The organism is Paenibacillus sp. MAEPY2, from assembly GCF_000499205.1.
GTDB lineage: Bacteria > Bacillota > Bacilli > Paenibacillales > Paenibacillaceae > Paenibacillus > Paenibacillus vandeheii.
The window spans coordinates 199,023-217,595 of record NZ_AWUK01000006.1 but is presented as its reverse complement, the minus strand read 5'-3'; the positions used below and the strand labels follow the sequence as shown (position 1 = coordinate 217,595).

The following is an 18,573-nucleotide window of genomic DNA, read 5'->3' as shown; positions in this document are numbered from 1 at the left end:
AGATAAACTGGTTCTCGGATTTACCTTGGCTCCCGAACCCGATATAATAGTGGTGGCGCATAAGAGCCGGATCACAAATGAGGGTGGGACTGTTCTCCCTCCTAAGCAGAATGGGGACCCCGAGTTGAAAACGTTCAAGAAAGTATATATTGAGATCACAAGTATATGTAATCTGGCATGCAGCTTCTGTCCGCAGACCAAACGTGCCAAAAATTTCATTGACCCTGAAGTCTTCAACAATATATTGGATCAGATTAAACCCCATACCAAACATATTTATTTGCATGTTAAAGGCGAGCCTTTGCTTCATCCCAAAATTGATCTGTTACTGGATTCCGCACATGAGAAAGGATTTAAGGTCAACATTACGACCAACGGAACGCTGCTGCCCAAGACCCAGCACAAGCTGCTCGGTAAACCGGCACTGCGCCAAATGAACTTCTCTCTGCACAGCTTTGATGGTCACGAAGGTTCCACAGACCGTGAGGGCTATCTGGGCAATGTATTGTCTTTTGTCAGGGAAGCCGTGAAGCACAATGTCATTATTTCATTCCGACTCTGGAATCTGACGCAGGATAACTTCACGAATGCCCAGATGAGTAGAAACCGGGAGACGCTGGAGGTTCTTGAACGGGAGTTCAATCTGGATTTTCGCATCGAGGAGAAGGTTGTGCCGGGGAGTGGCGTCAAAATTGCCCCGAATGTGTACCTGAATCAGGACCACGAGTTCCAGTGGCCGAGTCTGGATGCACCGGAAGATGACGGTAAAGGCTTCTGCCACGCGCTTCGCAGTCAGGCGGCTGTGTTGGTCGATGGAACTGTGGTTCCATGCTGCCTCGACGGTGAGGGTGTAATTAACTTGGGCAACGTTCACGAAAAATCGTTCTCGGAGATAGTAGATGGTGAACGAGCGAACAATCTGTTCTATGGTTTCTCCAAACGGGAAGCGGTGGAGGAATTATGTCGGAAGTGCGGATATCGTCAACGGTTTGGAGCCTAAAGCGTAATTTAATAAATATAATTAGATTCAAAATAATAGAGATCACATTGTCTGGAAACAGATGAAGTGGTCTTTCGTTTTTTCTCAGAACGATAAAGGAGCATCTAACCATAGATTACGAGTTGTAAATAAGGCATACCCGAAGTTGAGATCGGCACATTCGACGTTGAAGTGCGCTGCAAAAAATGCCGAGATCACAGGCATGATGCTGGCGTTTCTATATCTAAGCTAATGATTATTATCGTAACATCCCTTTTTTGGTAGGATTAGGGTAGGTTCCGAACCAGAGGTGCACCTCTGAGGGGTTCCGTAAGGACAAGCTCTTGCTTGTACGCCAAATATCAGAATAAGGGAGGATTTAAGTTATGAAAAAAATGTTGACGTTGTTGCTGTCCGCCGGTCTGGTCGCTTCATTATTTGGTGCAATCCCCGCTTTAGCTGCACCTACCGTTGTAAACTCAACAATTATTGTAGCCAAGGGTGAAACGTTTGACGGCAAAGGCCAAACCTATGTAGCTAACCCCTCCACACTGGGAGATGGATCTCAAGCAGAAGATCAGAAGCCGGTATTTCGCTTGGAGGCAGGCGCTACGCTCAAAAATGTGATTATCGGTTCGCCTGCAGCTGACGGTGTTCATTGTTACGGTAACTGTACGATATCAAATGTGGTTTGGGAGGATGTAGGCGAGGACGCTCTGACTCTGAAGTCAGCTGGAACGGTCAACATTACGGGCGGGGCAGCTTACAAAGCCTATGATAAAGTGTTTCAAATCAATGCAGCGGGGACGATTAACATTAAAAATTTCCGTGCAGACGATATTGGCAAGCTGGTGCGTCAAAATGGTGGGACAACCTTCGCGGTGAACATGACGCTCGACAACTCGGACATTTCCAATGTTAAAGATTCTATTATGCGTACGGACAGCAGTACATCGCAAGGGAAAATTACAAATACACGTTACTCCAAAGTACCGACCTTGTTTAAAGGCTTTGCATCAGGCAAAACAAGTCAATCCGGGAATACGCAATATTAAATACGGTTCGTGTCGGTTCGTAATCGTTTTCCTATAAACGAGTTGAAGCATGCCAATTAAAAGGGGCTGTCCCATATGTCATGACAATGACGGGGGACAACCCTTGTTGACGTTATTTTTGGTCTAAATGAACCTGACACACTATTCGCTCCCATTTACACCGTTGTGAGATGCAGAAGCATATTTCCGCAAGAAGAACCATATATTTAATCACTCTTTCCCCTAGGTTAAACTTGATTTTCTCTTATCGGGATTGTCACCAATACCCATGTGTTGTACAGTAGAAGCAATGAAATAAGTGAACCGGGAGCTCAATGAAGTTGGGCTGAGAGAGTGGCCTTGTGCCGCTGACCGTATATCTGATCTGGGTAATGCCAGCGTAGAGAACATGAATTTGCGATGTGCAATGGTAAGGATAAGGAATAGATGATACATGTCAACGTTTCTTGGATACAGCAGGATTTTTTCTGATGTGACGGGGATGTTGTCGTTTGTTTCTTCTATCTCCATATTTGCCTAATGCGTAGCATCGTGAGAATTGTAAACTGTGCGTATGGCCTGCCTGGTAACCGGGGAGGCTTTTTTGTTTTTTTATAATCCAAGGGAAACAGAGGAAGGAAGTAGAGAACATGTCGACAGAAGTACGCAGTAACAAATTGAAATTAACCGATATCCTGGTAACGATCGTGATTGCAGTTGTGTTTGGAGTGATCTACAAAATATGGGGCCCAACGTATGATCTGATGAAACCGTTCGGCGTTCATGCAGAGCAGATGATCTATGGCATGTGGTTTATGGCGGGCACGTTTGCTTTTGTCATTATCCGTAAGCCGGGCGTGGCTATTCTCGCTGAAGTTGCGGCATCAACAGTGAGTGCTTTTCTTGGAAGTGAGTGGGGGATGTCCACACTGGTGTATGGCTTGTTTCAAGGACTGGGGGCAGAGATATTCTTTGCTGCAATGCTGTATCGAAAAACGAACCTGTTTGTCACCTGCCTCGCAGCGATTGGAGCAGCAGCGGCATCGCTATTGCTGGATTATCAGTACGGGTACATCGATTCACTCTCGGCTTGGAATTATACGCTGTTTATCGGCTTCCGCTTCATAGGCAGTATTCTGATTGCGGGTGTATTCGCCTATTATCTGGCCAAAGCGCTGGAGCTGACAGGGGTTACGCGCTCACTCAGACCAGTTTCAAAGCAGGATTATGAGGCATTGGACTAGATGATCACGAAGGGGAATGCGCAGGCGGCAGGTGTTACGAATCTAAGATGCAAGTTCCCGGGAGAGAAGGCCTTGGTGTTTCAAGGCTTGTCTCTCTCTGTGCGTCAAGGGGAGAAAGTGTTGTTACTTGGACCCAGTGGCTCGGGCAAATCGACCTTGTTGCAAATTCTGAGCGGTCTGATTCCGCGATCTGTGGAGATTCCGATGAAGTGCGACGATATTCAGGTGCCTGAACAGCCCGGCATTGTTTTTCAAGATCCGGATACCCAGTTCTGTATGTCATATACGGATGAAGAGATTGCTTTTGTCCTGGAGAACCGGAATATTCCACGCGAGCAGATGCCAGCTCTTATCCATCAATACTTGGAACAAGTCGGGTTACACTTTGAACATAATCGAACACTGATACAATCCATGTCTCAGGGCATGAAGCAGCGTCTTGCAATGGCTTCGATTCTTGCAATGGAGCCGGACGTACTCTTTTTGGATGAACCAACGGCGCTGCTGGATGATGAAGGAACCTCACAGGTGTGGGATACGGTGAAACAGATTGCACAGGACAAAACACTCCTTATTGTGGAACATAAAATTAATGAAATTGTCGAGTGGGTAGACCGAATCATCGTTTTATCGCCTGAAGGTAAGATTGTAGCGGATGGCCCTGCGAATCAGGTGTTTACGGATGGACGGAATATGCTGAGAGAATACGGAATTTGGTATCCTGGGGTTTGGGAAGAGCGGGGCCAGACGAGGTCACAGGTGATGGTCAAAGAAGAGCCTATTCTTTATGCGACCACAGAAACTGAAAGTATGGGTAACAAAGAAGAGCGAGCTTCTGCTCAACTCCGGCCAGCCCTGGAAATGCAGCAATTCACCGGATGGCGCGGAAAAACGTCATTCATTCAGGTGGAACAGGCCAAGGTATGTTACGGAGATTGGGTGGCGATTGTCGGAGCTAACGGGGCAGGTAAAAGTTCATTATTGCTGTCCATGATAAATATCCTAAAAACGACAGGTCATTATGTTGTGGAAGGACAATCGGCCGGAAAAACGGAACAGCTTGCAGATCACATTGCTTTTGTATTCCAGAATCCAGAATTTCAATTCGTGACAAATACGGCCCGGGAAGAAGTGGGATTTTCCTTGCTGGGCGGCAAACTAACTGCCAAAGAAAGAAATGTTCGAACTGATCATATGCTGGAGCAATTCGGACTGACAGAGCTGTCCGAGCGGCATCCCTACCAACTGTCGATGGGACAGAAACGCCGATTGAGTGTAGCGTCTGCTCTGGTGCGAGAACAGCGTATTTTGTTACTGGATGAGCCTACATTTGGACAGGATGCGCGCAATACCTTTGCCATGTTATCACAGCTGGAACGGCTGCGGCGTGAAGGGACCGCCATTGTGATGGTTACGCATGACCGGGAAATCGTGAAGCATTATTGCAACCGGATCTGGACGGTGGATGAGGGGAGGTTAACGGATGCAGCTTTCGTTTCCTCATCGTGAGACCTGGCTTCACGCGGTGAATCCGGGATTGAAAATGATTTTCCTGACATTGCTGTTTGTCTTCGTCATCCTTGTTCACAACTTGAATGTAATGGCTAATGTGGCAGTTGTCATGCTGTTATTGTTGGTCTGGACAGGTCACCCATGGCCCAGATTATTGCTGTACGCGTCTCCGTTCATTCTGGTATTTATATCAACTTCCACAGGTATGATCATGTTTGGTAAAGGCGAGACCACCTGGTTTCAGTGGGGATTGATTCATATTACCGAAGAGAGCTTCTATCGCGGGTTACATCTTGGATTTCGTTCGCTAAGTATGGCGGCGGCTGGATTGTTGTTCGGCCTGACGACCAAGCCTGTTCGTCTCTTTTATTCTCTCATGCAGCAGTGGAGGCTCCCACCCAAGTATGCTTATAGTTTTGTGGCGGCTATGCGAATGATCCCGATTTTGCTGGATGAATTCCAGACGCTGCGTTATGCCATCCGCATTCGGGGAACGAGGCAGCGCGGCTCCCGCTGGAATGTATACGGCATCCTGAAACGATATGCTATTCCACTACTAGCACAGAGTATCCGCCGTGCGCAGCGAATGGCGGTGGCGATGGAAGCGAAAGGATTCAAGGAAGGCGGGAGCCGGACGTTTTATGTTCAGATTGGGTACTCCCAAGCGGATGTATGGTTTGTGGGGTATTTTATCATCATGTTAACGGCTGCTTATCTATTGGGGATCACATTCCCTTATAATTCAATGCTTGTGGATGTAAGGTGAGACCTGTAATTATTTCATGCTTGGTAAATATATTTGGGAGTAACAGTAACTTTTCCTTGTTCAAAACGTCTTTAATGGAAATAACTTCAAATAGATGAGGTGAACGAGCGTGAAGAGAGGGTCGATGTGGCAAAAGACGGGGTACCTATGGATCACTGTAGCTGGAATATCGGCCGTACTGGTTACGGGGTTTATGCTGGTGGAAATGGATACGGAACCACGGGCAGGACAGGGCTCCGGTTCGACAACTCAAGCCTTGTCTGCACAAGCGAAAACGACTTATAAAAAGGGAGATACCTTGAATTTGGAGGCAGGTATGCCCCTGTACACCCAAGTTATAGATAACAAAGTGCCCGTTGATCTGATGGGAATACAATACTACACCTCAAGCAATGAGAAAATTAAAATACAAGCCGTTCGCGGCGAATGGATCAAATTCGAGGATTACAGCAGAGGGGAATTCTGGATTCCCGGCTGGTACGCATCCAAGGAAAGTCGAAGTTTGAAGACTATAACTCCCCAAACGTTCAGTCTTCATCCCGGAAGTAAGCTGTATCTGGCTCCGGGAAGCTCGACAAGCTGGGCTCCAAGTCCATCCCTTACAGACCAGGCGGTGATTGTTGCAGCGACGAAGGATTGGTATGGCGTTTCCATCGCTCCACGAAGCTGGAACAAGGAATCATTCACTTATCGACCTGCACTGCTCTGGGTCAAGGCACAGAGTATAGAGCAGCAAGCCATTGTAGCGGATGGTTGGTTTCAACAGGATGCATCGCAGTCGGCTTTGGCTGTACGCCATTTGACGGATATCATGCTGAACAAAAAGACAACCTCCAAACAAGTCAAACAATGGCTCGGTGAACCGGATTGGAAAGAGAATTCGGCCAATTTGAATGACACGGGTTATGCAATGAGTATTGGACAGACCTGGCGATATGAGCGAACAGATGCCCAATTTTTGGTGACATTCAATAAGAACGGCAGGCTTGCCAGAACACGCTGGAACATACCACAAGATGATCGAAACAAGGTGGAGTCCGATTGGAGCTTCGGTCGTTCGGATGAATACGAATTCACCACCAAAATCACAGGCAAATCATTGCCGATAACATTACCTTGGAAACCCATATGGACGAATCAAGGGGATATCAATTATACCTTTTTGCAAACAGCTACAGATGATGTGCTCCTGATGAAAGGGGATGACGGTGGATTTAGTGGTTTTCATTATGAGAGTTCAATGTATGCACTTGACCGACATTCCGGTAAGAAATTATGGGAGATCAATGCGGGGTATGGGAGACAGCAGGTAGAGGTGGATGCAGGACGCCAATACGTTACAATGTATACCGATTATGACCCTGACAAGAAAGAATACGTGGATCGTATACGCCACCTCCAATTGAAGAGCGGTGATGTCGTATGGGAGTATAATCCCAAGCAAAAATTCAGATTGAATGGCATCACTGCCGCAAAGGATGCAGTCGTTGTTGATAGTCCGGTTGTTGAAGGCTCAAGCAATAGCTGGTTAACCGTGTTGGACAGCAAGAACGGAAAAACATTATGGAAGCGTAAACTAACTGCCGGCTATGAATTATTGAACAAGAGCGCAGAAGATCCTTATGTCATGTATTGGGAAAAGGATAAATTGATTGCAGCCGATCCGCGATCTGGCCGTACGGTGTGGAGCATTGCTGCGTCAAAATCGACGATAGAGCCTCTGGATCGGAATCCTTATTTTGATGGAATCATCCGCCTTGATCCGTTTGCAGCTGCACAGCCAGAACGCTGGATGTTGCTGGATGACCTGTGGGTGCTGGTCGATCTGAGCACAGGTAAGAAGCATGCACAGTTTCCAGCCCGGATGGGACAGCAAATCGAAGTGCTGAATGACGGCATGATACTCATCCGTGAGCACAAAAACGGGGAAATGTATGGTGATTATGCAGATTTCACAACCACCTTGTATGATGCCAAGAGTAGTAAAAAACGATGGACGCTGAACGACAAAATTGAACGGGTCCTCGTGGAGGACGATCAATTATATGTAATCAAAAACGGTTATCCAGCAGCCCTTGCATATGATACAGGAGAAACACGTTGGAATGCACAAAACACGATTTCGTCACTTCGATATCCTACCAATCAGGGGAGTTACCTGGTGATTGATGATCAGCTTTTGCTGCCGATGGGTGAGGATCTTCTGATCATGGATAAACATGACGGTACCTTGATTGGTCGTGTACATGACGTTGTAATGGGAAGCCCGGAGCATCGTGATCGGGATGCGAAGAATGGAACCATGAATCGGCTCGGAAATGAAATCTATATCGGGTCGTCCAACGGACGGTTCAGTATGTATGAAGCAAGTGATCTGAACACAGATATCTCACGTTAAAGCTTGTTTCATGTCGAATGATGATTTATTATAGATAAACAGGATTGCTCGCGCTCCGGTTATCGGCTGTGCGGGCTTTCTTCATGTGTTCTTAAAGGACCATGTACGATCAATCGCAGGAGGAATCTCCCATGATTTCATTATACGGGGTAAGCAAGCGTTATAACGAGCGTGGGTCCCGTGAGGATCAGGGATTCGAGGCGCTAAGCTCGGTTTCCCTGGAAGTAGGCCAGGGAGAGATCCACGGCATTATCGGCTCCAGTGGTGCAGGGAAATCCACGCTTCTGCGCATGCTCAATGGATTGGAGAAACCGGATGACGGCGAAGTCATTGTAAATGGGCAGCATCTGACCCGGATGAGTGAGCGGAGTCTGCGTCAGGCCCGAAGGTCCATTGGCATGATTTTTCAGCACTTCAATCTGGTTAGCAATCGGACAGTGATTGGCAATGTCTGCATGCCTCTGGAACTTGCTGGCGTTTCCCGTTCCGAGCGGCTTGCGCGGGGACAGGAAGTATTGAGATTTGTCGGACTTGAGGATAAGGCCAATCAATATCCTGCACAGTTAAGCGGAGGGCAAAAGCAACGTGTTGCCATCGCAAGAGCGCTTTCCAGTCGTCCGGATGTGCTGCTCTGTGATGAACCAACATCATCGCTCGATCCGCAGACAACGAGTGGAATTCTGGATGTGCTGGGTCATGTCCATGAAACGCTGGGTGTGACGATTGTACTCGTTACGCATGAGATGGAGGTTGCCCGAAAGCTTTGCGACCGGATATCAGTGATGAAAGAGGGACGGATTGTCAAAACGCTGTCGAAAGCGGAAGTACGCAGTATACCGGTACCGCAGCCTGATTTACTGACATCCTTACTGATGGGTGAAGATATATCCATTATCGGACGAAATGCCTCTCTTCATGGCGGTCAGGAGGATCATAACGATGATACCTGAATCCGTTGTGAAGTATCAGCATGAAATATGGCAAGCCATCGGGGAAACCTTTGTTATGGTGGGGATCTCCATCACGGCGGCAGTGTTAATCGGGTTGCCACTGGGTACACTGCTGTATCTGTTCAGAAAAGGGCAACGTTATCAGAATCGACCTCTGTTCACGATTCTGGGAAGTCTTGTTAACATCATTCGTTCCTTCCCGTTTCTGTTGCTGGTCGTATTTATGATTCCGTTCACCCGCCTGATCGTTGGAACATCCATCGGGACGCTCGCGGCAACCGTCCCGCTCTCGATCATCGCAATTGCTTATTATGCCAGACTGGTAGAACAAGCATTGCTTGATGTACCGAAAGGTGTGGTTGAAGCAGCTTCTTCCATGGGCGCATCGACTATGCAACTTGTGGTGAAGTTCCTGTATGTGGAGGCCCGTTCAGGACTCGTCCTCGGTTTAACAACTGCCACCATCAGTTTCATCTCATACTCTACGGTGATGGGGATCGTCGGTGGTGGTGGGGTTGGTGATTTTGCCATTCGTTATGGCTATCAGCGATTTGAGACGGAAATCATGGTATTTACCATTATCATTATGATTATCCTGGTACAGATGATCCAATTCACAGGCAGCAGATTATCCCGCTGGCTTGATCGCAGATCCTGATTAGGGACAGGCCAGCAAAGAAAAAATGAAATACAGCATGACCAATACAGATTACATGATGAAGGGGTAAATATACAGATGAAAGCAAAACTAATGCTCATGCTGCTGGCAGTGACGCTGGTAGCAGCCGGATGCGGCAAAAAAGAAGAAACACCTGCGGCGGAAGGAACCAAGGAAGGTAGCCAAGCCGGACAAGAAGTGACGTTGAAAGTAGCTACTTTGATTCCGCCAATGACGGATGTGTTGGATATTGTGAAGCCATTGCTGAAAGAAGATGGCGTTAATCTGGAAGTAGTTGTACTTTCGGATAACGTTCAACCGAATACTGCATTGGCGAACAAAGAAGTAGACGCAAACTTCTTCCAGCACGTACCTTACATGAATCAGTACAATGAAGCAAATAACGCTAATCTGGTAGCTGTGCAACCGATCTACAATGCGATCTACGGAGCATATTCCAAGAAGTATAAATCCATGGAAGAATTGCCTGAAGGTGCAACGGTAGCGATTGCCAACGATCCGTCGAACATTGGACGCTCGCTGGTGATGATGGAACAGAACGGCCTGATCAAGCTGAAAGAAGGCGTCGGTTTCAATGCAACGCAAGCAGACATCACGGAGAATACGAAAAACTTCAAGTTCAAAGAAGTAGATCTGTTGATGCTGGCCCGCATGCTGGATGATGCCGATCTGGTTGCGATGACTCCGGCCTATGCGAGTCCGCTTGGACTTACGCCGAAGAAGGATGCGCTGTTTACGGAGAAGGATGATTCCCATTTTGCCATTACGTTGGTTGCCCGGGAAGATAACAAGGATTCGGAAGCCATTCAGAAACTGGCGAAGCGTATGGCGGGTCCAGAAGTGAAGGCCTTCTTTGAAGAGAAGTATGCGGATATTGCGATCCCGGCTTTTAAATAAGATCCCAGTTCATCTGCAACTGAAATGATTTTAAACCTATGATCCAAGACAAATACGAAGACCCAGGCCTCATCGCCTGGGTCTTTTTTGTTAACCTGCATTACGGAGTGAAGGAGAAAGAGCAGCATCAGCTTTTATCAGAATCACCTTCTGCCTTCGGCTCCATGAGGCGGATCAATTTCCGCTCGGTAGCGGTGTCTGTTGCAGGTGTGTAGATGCTGCACCGCAAATCAGCATTTCCCTGAACCTGTAACGAGGTAAGATCAAAAAGCATTTTGCCAGCTCTGGAATGTCTAAATTCAATCAACACATCAGGGGCACTGCTAACACTGCTTTGTTTCCAAAGGGTATGAAAATCAGGATATCGGTCCATCATGTCATCCAAAAACAGGTTATACCATTCATCATCGACATATTGACCGTAATAAGCACGGAAAATAGCCAGAAATCCACTAACAAAATCCTCCCAATTGACGGCCAGTCTACGAAATTCCTTTCGCTCAAACAACAAACTGATCATGTTCCGTTGTTCTGCAGGAATCTGTTCAAAGTCCATAAACACATGCCGGGCCGCGTCGTTCCAGCCAACAATATGGCAGCGTCGGTCCGAGATGATTGTGGGACAATTGCGAAGTTCCTGCAATATTTTCTGCAAGGAAGGATGAATTTGGAGCGGCTTCTCATCCAGGATATAAAGTTCCGAATGATACTCCAGAGCAAGGGAAAATAAATATTTCCGTTCATCCGCAGTCAGCTTGAGAGCTGAAGCGATGTTATCCAGCACGGAATGAGATACCTGAATATCCCGGCCCTGTTCAAGCCAGGTGTACCACGTTGTGCTTACACCAGCCAATTGGGATACTTCTTCTCTTCTTAATCCTGGTGTTCTTCGGCGTGTCCCTGCGGGTAATCCGACGGATTCCGGAGAGATTTTGGAGCGTTGGTTTTTCAGAAAAGCGGATAGTGCCTGTAGTCTGACATCATGGTTCATGCCATCACCTTCAATCCTGAGTTTATCATGGTAGTCATTATACTATTATATTTGACAACTTGTAATAGGATAATACGAATGGCAATATAAGTGCATAACTGAACGAAACAAGTATGGAAAGAGCACTGAAGGAGGATGCATTATGGAACGTGTAGTTATTACTGGAATGGGGATTATCTCTCCTTTGGGGAATGATGTGCATACATTTTGGAATGGATTGGTGGAAGGCAAATCAGGAGTTTCGCCTATTGAGGCGTTCGACACAACGTCCTACAAAACGAAGATAGCAGGAGTGGTCCGTGATTTTGACGGAGAGGCACGGTTTGGACGAAAGGAAGCACGGCGTATGGATCGGTTCGTGCAATTTGCTGTTGCGGCAGCAGATCAGGCTCTGGCTGACTCCGGTCTTGTGATGGATCATGTGGACAGGGAGCGAGTTGGCGTATATATCGGTTCCGGCATTGGCGGAATACAGACCCTGATGGAACAAGGCAAACTCCTGTCTGAACGTGGGCCTGCACGAGTCAGTCCAACACTGGTGCCCATGATGATATCCAATATGGCTGCGGCCATGGTGAGCATGAGGTTTGGCTGTTGGGGCCCCACTCTCTCGCCAGTGACAGCCTGTTCGATCGGTAATACCGCGATAGGTGAGGCTTTCCGGCTGATTCGTCACGGTGGGGCAGATGTGATATTTGCTGGCGGGACGGAGGCTGCTGTCACCGAAGTATCGCTGGCAAGCTTCGGTAATGCAACGGCGCTATCTACACGAAACGAAGCGTATGAAGGAGCGAGCCGCCCATTTGATGCAGGCAGAGACGGTTTTGTCATGGCTGAGGGCGCTGGGGTTCTGGTTGTGGAGTCCCTATCTCACGCCCTCGCTAGAGGCGCAAACATCCTTGCGGAGATCGTTGGATATGGTGCTAGTTCAGACGCGTATCATATGGTGGCCACCCATCCGGAAGGGCGTGGAGCCTACTTGGCCATGAAAGCTGCTCTGGCAGATGCGCAGCTTCAACCGCATGAGATTGATGTCATTAATGCTCATGCCACCAGTACGGAGGCGGGTGATCTCTCCGAAACCAAAGCGATTAAGCAGCTGTTCGGTGCAAAAGCTTATGATATTCCGGTAACGGCAAACAAATCGATGACCGGGCATATGCTGGGTGCGGCTGGTGGGGCGGAAGCCATATCACTCATTCAAAGCTTGCGTAGCGGCATCATTCCACCGACGATCAATCAAGAGCAGGGCGACCCGGAATGTGATCTCGATTATGTACCCAACGTTGCACGAGAAGCTGATATGCAGATTGGGATGTCCAACTCATTTGGCTTTGGTGGTCATAATGCGGTTATTATTTTGCAGAAATATTCATCTTAACATACAGAGAACAGTGACTGTCCGAGGGCGCACTGTTCTCTTTTTATTTGCTGCGGGAAGACTGATCCGGCTGTGAAAGTGCTATATAGGTCATTAGTTCGCTAGTTGCATGTAAATATGAGGATTGGCCCATGAATATGGTCGTGATATTCGTTAGAATGTTCAATAGGGGCACATATGTACGCATATTTAAATGAAAAACGAAATAGGACGAAGCTTAAGTTTGGTCCATTTTCCCTGGTGGTATAGATATAAGGGCGAATAGAGGCTTCTTCTAACATAAAGCTATACATAGGAGGGAACGCAGTGAACGTGTGGATTACGGTGAAAAGTCTGGGGAAACGCAAGCCGGCACTTGCCAAACAAGCTGCTGAACTTCCGGAAACAACCGATACGCTGAGACAGCTTATTAAGAACATGGTGGCTCAGCAACTCAAGGCTCTTCAGGACAAGAATAATGAAGCGGAATGGCTTGCCTACCTGATGCCAGAGGACATTCAGGAGCAGGGGGAAGCAGGCAAAGTTGGCTTTGGCGCGATTTACAACGAAGGGGTTCCTGATATAGAAGGCGCCATGGATACAGCTATAACCGCATATGAAGATGGGTTATTCAAAGTGTTTCTCAATGATGAAGAGTTGCAGGGACTGGATGAGCCGTTGATTATACAGGAAGACGATAACGTGGTATTTATCCGTTTTACCATGCTTGCCGGGCGTCTGTGGTAGAGAGTGACGAGGAGGAGAATGGAATGAATCAGGAAGATAAAGTTCAACAGTATCAACAAGCGTTGCAGGAAAAAGTGAAATCGCTGAATGATGTGGAGCAGGAACTCGCCGGCTATGTTGCAGAGATGGCTGGATTCACCTATTTGCGCGAAGACGAAAAGGCCTATTTGAATGCAGATGTACTATTGAAACGTTTGGCCGCTGAGATGCAAGCTCCATTGTTCCGTCCATTGCTGGATGTGCTGGAACATCTGGTCAGCGAACCATTTCTGGCGAGGTTCCGCTACATTGCAGAACGTGCCGCGAATTTTCCTTATAGCAAAAATTATGAGCGCAGACCTTTTCGTACGATCGATCCCGAACAGCATATTGGACAGGTTTTTCGTAAAATGATCGCCTTGTTCCGCATAGAGATGCATGGCTTCTCTCTGAACGAGTATGTATCCATGCGGGAGTACAAGTTTGATTATCTTCATGAGATCAGAGCTGTTATACCGGATTGCATTGCCTATGAACTGGATCATGAAACCGGCGATATGAAGCAGGCACTGCATGATATTATCTATGGCGACAATCAGAATGCATTGCTGACCACTGAGATGATTAAGGGTATCTTTATGAGCGATCAGGTGGATGCTTACCAGATGGTTGGGGAATTGCTGATTGCAGCAAGGCTGCAGGAGGGTTTGCGCCAGAGCATTGTGGAACGGATGGATGAAGGAACACTTGAGGCGTATATATACATATTAAAAATAATTATCGACAACAACCTGATTCGGTTCAGTTCGGTGGTGAGAGCGCTCGCTGTATGGACAGGGATCGGAATTGAAGCGGCGAATCAGCGTGTTGCTGTGCAGCTCATCACCCAAGCGCATCAAGCATTGACTGATCCTGCGGTTCGAGAGGAATGGCAGCAAAGTGCCAATGCAAACCAATTGTTTATTAGTCTTTGGGCAACGGCTGTCATCGAAGAGAAGGAACTGGAGCGAAAAGTCATCCAGATCATGGATCACGGACAAGCATATCAGCAAATTGTTGCACAATACGTGCTCGCAAACAGTCAGAACAGAGGGCTGCGGTTACATATCGCACGTCAGTATCTTGAAGTACAGGATCTGGAATTACTACATTGGGTGATTGAGAATTACGATGCCATGTACATGTTTAACTGGAGCTTTGAAAATGGAGAGAATCAACGGAGTGTTCATGTCTGGCCACTGTCTGTTTTTGAAGATAAAGCCGTGCGTCGGCGTGACTTCGATCTGTTCAAACAAATGCTGACCCACATTCCGCAGGGAGGCGATGGTGGACCATCCGGGGTTCTTGAATTTGTTCAATATCGCATCGATCCAGATGATGTAGTGAAAAAAATGCTGTACCTTGCTGCGTACGACATGGACCCGGAATGGATTGGCGAGGTTATTGCACTCAAGGACAAGCTAAGCCCGGATTTGCGAGGGGAATTGTTGTCCCAGTTTGTCCATCACCCCGAGATTGAAGTACAAAGACAGTTTATTTTTGACAGCTTGTCGGATAAAAGCATGAACAATCGTGAGAATGCTCTGATCAAAGCGAAGCTGTTGACGCTGACGGTTGAAGAGCTGCTGCAAATGGAGGCGTTGCTGAAGCTGAAAACGGGAACGCTGCGTCAGAAGATCATTCAGGTAATGCTGCTTCAGCCAGCAGATCAGCTGATGGTATCACTGAAACGACTCCTTCAATCCAAAAGCGAACTGCAGCGATTGGGCGCACTGGAACTGTTGACCGAGGTCTCCGCAGATCCACAGCGCTCGGAGCAGCAGGAGCAGATGCAACCATTAATAGAGCTCATCAAGAAACCAACGGCCAAGGAGCAAAAGCTGCTGGATAAGCTTACAGAGCAGAGCAGCAGATATACGGCGGCTAATGGATTCGGCTTGTATGATCCTTCTTGGGAAAATCCACTGCTTCATGAGGAACGTGATCTCGGTGGCTTCAAGCCAAAGGATGTTTTTACCCTTTCTCTAGAAAAAGCGAAGCAGTTTCTTGAAGGTTTGGATGCGTTGCTATATGAGCACAGAGACCATGAATATGAGGCTGAATATTACGCGGGCTACAAAGAAACCTTGCTTGTAGGTGCGACTTTGCGCCCTGTGGTCTACATCCCTTACGATCAGCGGCAGGATGTAGTGTTATTGGAGCAATTCCCTCTCCATAATATATGGGGGGAATATGTGCAGAAGAGTGGTCTGGATAGTAAGGAACTGCTGCAAATGTTGTTCGCGATTCGTTTGGAGGATCTGAACAAGAAGCTGGATGATTATTACCGATACTATTCCACCGTATACGAATATGGTGAATTGGAGAAACACTGGCTGCTGGAAGGCTGGCGTAAGGAATTTGCTGAAGAGGTCTATCCTGTTCAGCATATCCAGGACATGAAAAAGGTGGTCAGTGAGCTTCGTTACGCAGATCAGGTGAAAACGCTGATTGAGGCTATTTATGAGGACAGTGATAGGTCAGATACATTTGAAATTGCTGAGCGGACACTGTATGCGTTGATGAAAATGATGCCTGAGGAACAAATGGAAAAGGAATCGGGCATGCTCGCTCTCTTGTCTGGTCCATGGTTCTATATTGTGCGGGATCGTGTACATGACGATAACAGTTTCAAACGGTATTTCCAGACGCTAAGCCAATTCGACCAATTAAATAAGGACAGTAACCGAGGCTCCTTCCTCACTCTGAATGATTACCTGCGTGCCTATGAACTGGGCTTCATTGATGCACAGGAAGTCTACAAGCAGCTGCTTGTGGGAGAATCCCGTGCTCTGTTTATTCGGGAATTGACATCCAGTCGAAATGACTGGATTGCAGAGAAATCGGTGTTAGCAGAACTGCGAAGAACAGTTGTTGAACGAATTCTGGAGATTGAGCTGACCCGAGGAGAGCTCTCTACAGAAGTAAGTACCCTGGCGATGAAGCTTGAGCGCATTGAAGGGATGGAGCATTGGGTGCATCTTGTTGCTGCTATGGATCAGGATACCTTTGTCCGTGGATATATCTACAGCTACGGTGACAATACGACACGTAAAGAAACGTTCAGCCATCTAATTCAGGTATGCCATCCGCGTGATGGAGAGGACGAAGTGTTGCTGGGACAATTGCTGGCGAAGCATCCCATCCAGGAGAAGAAGCTCCTGGAAGCCGCGATGTATGCGCCGCAATGGATGGAGATTGTTGCGAAGCATCTGGGATGGGAAGGTCTGCGCAGTGCAGCCTGGTACTTCCATGCTCATATCAATGAACGATTCACTGCTGAGAAAGAAACGATCGTGGCGCATTATTCCCCAATCACGCCACAGGACTTCAATGAAGGCGCATTTGATATTGCCTGGTTCGAGGAGGCATATGAGGCCGTTGGTGAGGAGCGGTTCAGTCTGCTTTACGATTGTGCTAAATACATCTCCGGGGGAGCCAATCACCGCAGATCACAATTGTTCGCGGATGCGGCACTAGGTAAGCTGAAATTAGAGGACATGCGTGAGTCCGTGGAAGAAAAGCGCAATAAGGATCATTTGTTGACCTACAGCCTGATTCCGTTTGCAGAAGAAAAGGAACAGGATCTGCGCGAGCGATACGACTTCATTCAGAAGTTCCTGATGCAGAGCAAGCAGTTTGGCGCACAGCGCCGGGCCAGTGAAGGTCTGGTATCCCAGATTGCGCTGGGCAACCTTGCTCGTAATGCGGGATATGTTGATGTTACCCGGCTGATGTGGGATATGGAAGCTCGCAAGCTGGATGAGATGAAGTCCTATTTTGAGCCCCATGAACTGGATGAGGCGACCACAGCTCAATTGGTCATTGATGAAGAAGGCCAGCCGGAACTGCTCATCGTAAGCAAAGGGAAAACACTCAAGTCTGTACCTGCCCGATTCAAGAAAGATGGATACATCGCCGAATTGAAGGAATTAAAGACGGATCTGGTTGATCAGTATCGCCGGGCAAGACAGGAATTGGAGCGTTCCATGACCGCAGGAACTTCCTTTACAAGTGAAGAAGTTTCAAGTCTGTTGCAGAATCCGGTTCTTCGTCCCCTGGTTCGCACGCTTGTGTTCCAAGCAGATGACAAACTTGGAAGATTCGATGTAACGTCTGGTGGACTGTTTACTCCGGCTTCGGATGATTCGACAAGTACGATTCAAACCTTGGCGGCACATGATCGCCTACTGATTGCGCATCCATTGCATCTGTTCCAGAGTGGAAGCTGGAGTGAATTCCAACGAGATCTGTTCAACCGTCAGGAACGTCAGCCATTCAAGCAGGTGTTCCGTGAACTCTATCTTCCAAATGAGGATGAGCTGGCTAATGGAACGGTATCCCGTCGGTATGCAGGTTATCAGATTCAGCCGAAAAAAGCAGTTGCTCTGCTTAAAGGACGTCAATGGACCGTCAGCTATGAGGAAGGACTGCAAAAGGTAAGCTATGAGCATAATCTGATTGCCAATCTCTATGCTATGGCAGACTGGTTCTCACCCGCAGATACAGAAGCGCCTACGCTGGAGACGGTGCAGTTCTATGATCGGAAAACTTATAAACCTGTCGCGTTAAAAGATGTACCGCCAGTCTTCTTCTCGGAAGTCATGCGTGACATTGATTTGGTGGTTAGCGTTGCGCATGTTGGCGGAGTAGATCCGGAAGCCAGCTTGACCACGATAGAGATGCGTCATGTGATTGTGAATGAGTCGCTGCGTCTGTTGAAGGTCGATAACGTACGACTCGATGGAAATTACGCACGAATTGATGGTGAACTGGGCGAGTATGCCGTTCATCTTGGCAGCGGCAATGTGTTCAAACAGGCGACGGGAGCGCTTCATATCGTACCTGTGCATAGTCAGCACCGGGGCAGAATTTTCTTGCCATTCCTCGATGAAGATCCGAGAACGGCTGAGATTCTATCCAAAGTGATGTTATTGGCTGATGACAAGAAGATCAAGGACCCACAAATCCTTGCACAACTGCAGCATTGATTAGAAA

13 protein-coding genes are annotated in these 18,573 nt (G+C 47.6%); 12 read left to right on the top strand and 1 reads right to left on the bottom strand.

Annotated elements, in window-relative coordinates:
- Positions 1 to 124 precede the first annotated feature (124 nt).
- The 9 genes from P364_RS0104680 to P364_RS0104640 all read left to right on the top strand — a co-directional run bounded on the left by P364_RS0104680 (position 125) and on the right by P364_RS0104640 (position 10,459).
- A complete protein-coding gene (locus P364_RS0104680; RefSeq protein WP_024628996.1) occupies positions 125 to 1,000 on the top strand; it encodes a radical SAM/SPASM domain-containing protein in 876 nt (291 codons plus the stop codon).
- 365 nt (positions 1,001 to 1,365) lie between these two features.
- Positions 1,366 to 2,034, top strand: coding sequence for a pectate lyase (locus P364_RS0104675; protein ID WP_024628995.1), 669 nt, complete (start codon positions 1,366 to 1,368; stop codon positions 2,032 to 2,034).
- Positions 2,035 to 2,663: 629 nt separating this feature from the next.
- Positions 2,664 to 3,257, top strand: coding sequence for an ECF transporter S component (locus P364_RS0104670; protein ID WP_024628994.1), 594 nt, complete (start codon positions 2,664 to 2,666; stop codon positions 3,255 to 3,257).
- Entirely contained in the window at positions 3,258 to 4,766 is a 1,509-nt protein-coding gene (locus tag P364_RS0104665) for an ABC transporter ATP-binding protein (protein ID WP_024628993.1), read from the top strand.
- Entirely contained in the window at positions 4,741 to 5,535 is a 795-nt protein-coding gene (locus P364_RS0104660) for an energy-coupling factor transporter transmembrane component T family protein (protein WP_024628992.1), read from the top strand. The genes P364_RS0104665 and P364_RS0104660 overlap by 26 nt, the downstream gene beginning before the upstream one ends.
- 109 nt (positions 5,536 to 5,644) lie before the next feature.
- Positions 5,645 to 7,933, top strand: coding sequence for an outer membrane protein assembly factor BamB family protein (locus P364_RS0104655; RefSeq protein WP_152532668.1), 2,289 nt, complete (start codon positions 5,645 to 5,647; stop codon positions 7,931 to 7,933).
- Positions 7,934 to 8,064: 131 nt separating this feature from the next.
- A complete protein-coding gene (locus P364_RS0104650; RefSeq protein WP_024628990.1) occupies positions 8,065 to 8,883 on the top strand; it encodes a methionine ABC transporter ATP-binding protein in 819 nt (272 codons plus the stop codon).
- Positions 8,873 to 9,541 (top strand): methionine ABC transporter permease, encoded by a 669-nt coding sequence (locus P364_RS0104645; protein WP_029880724.1) that lies wholly within the window; start codon positions 8,873 to 8,875, stop codon positions 9,539 to 9,541. Before P364_RS0104650 ends, P364_RS0104645 begins: the two co-directional genes overlap by 11 nt.
- Positions 9,542 to 9,619: 78 nt before the next feature.
- On the top strand, positions 9,620 to 10,459 hold the full coding sequence (locus P364_RS0104640; protein WP_024628988.1) for a MetQ/NlpA family ABC transporter substrate-binding protein: 840 nt from the start codon (positions 9,620 to 9,622) through the stop codon (positions 10,457 to 10,459).
- A gap of 127 nt (positions 10,460 to 10,586) precedes the next feature.
- Here the strand turns inward: P364_RS0104640 and P364_RS0104635 are convergent, their stop codons facing one another.
- Positions 10,587 to 11,450 (bottom strand): helix-turn-helix transcriptional regulator, encoded by an 864-nt coding sequence (locus tag P364_RS0104635; protein ID WP_024628987.1) that lies wholly within the window; start codon positions 11,448 to 11,450, stop codon positions 10,587 to 10,589.
- A gap of 142 nt (positions 11,451 to 11,592) precedes the next feature.
- Here P364_RS0104635 and fabF point away from each other — a divergent pair, with 142 nt between their 5' ends.
- From fabF to P364_RS0104620, 3 genes are all read left to right on the top strand, one after another.
- Positions 11,593 to 12,831: a beta-ketoacyl-ACP synthase II gene (gene fabF / locus P364_RS0104630; protein ID WP_024628986.1), complete on the top strand. Its 1,239-nt coding sequence runs from the start codon at positions 11,593 to 11,595 to the stop codon at positions 12,829 to 12,831.
- A gap of 306 nt (positions 12,832 to 13,137) precedes the next feature.
- Complete coding sequence (locus tag P364_RS0104625; protein WP_024628985.1) at positions 13,138 to 13,557, top strand: hypothetical protein; 420 nt, start codon at positions 13,138 to 13,140, stop codon at positions 13,555 to 13,557.
- Positions 13,558 to 13,580: 23 nt separating this feature from the next.
- Positions 13,581 to 18,566 carry a DUF4132 domain-containing protein gene (locus P364_RS0104620; protein ID WP_024628984.1) on the top strand — a complete coding sequence of 1,662 codons (4,986 nt, stop codon included), beginning with the start codon at positions 13,581 to 13,583 and terminating at the stop codon, positions 18,564 to 18,566.
- Positions 18,567 to 18,573: the final 7 nt, after the last annotated feature.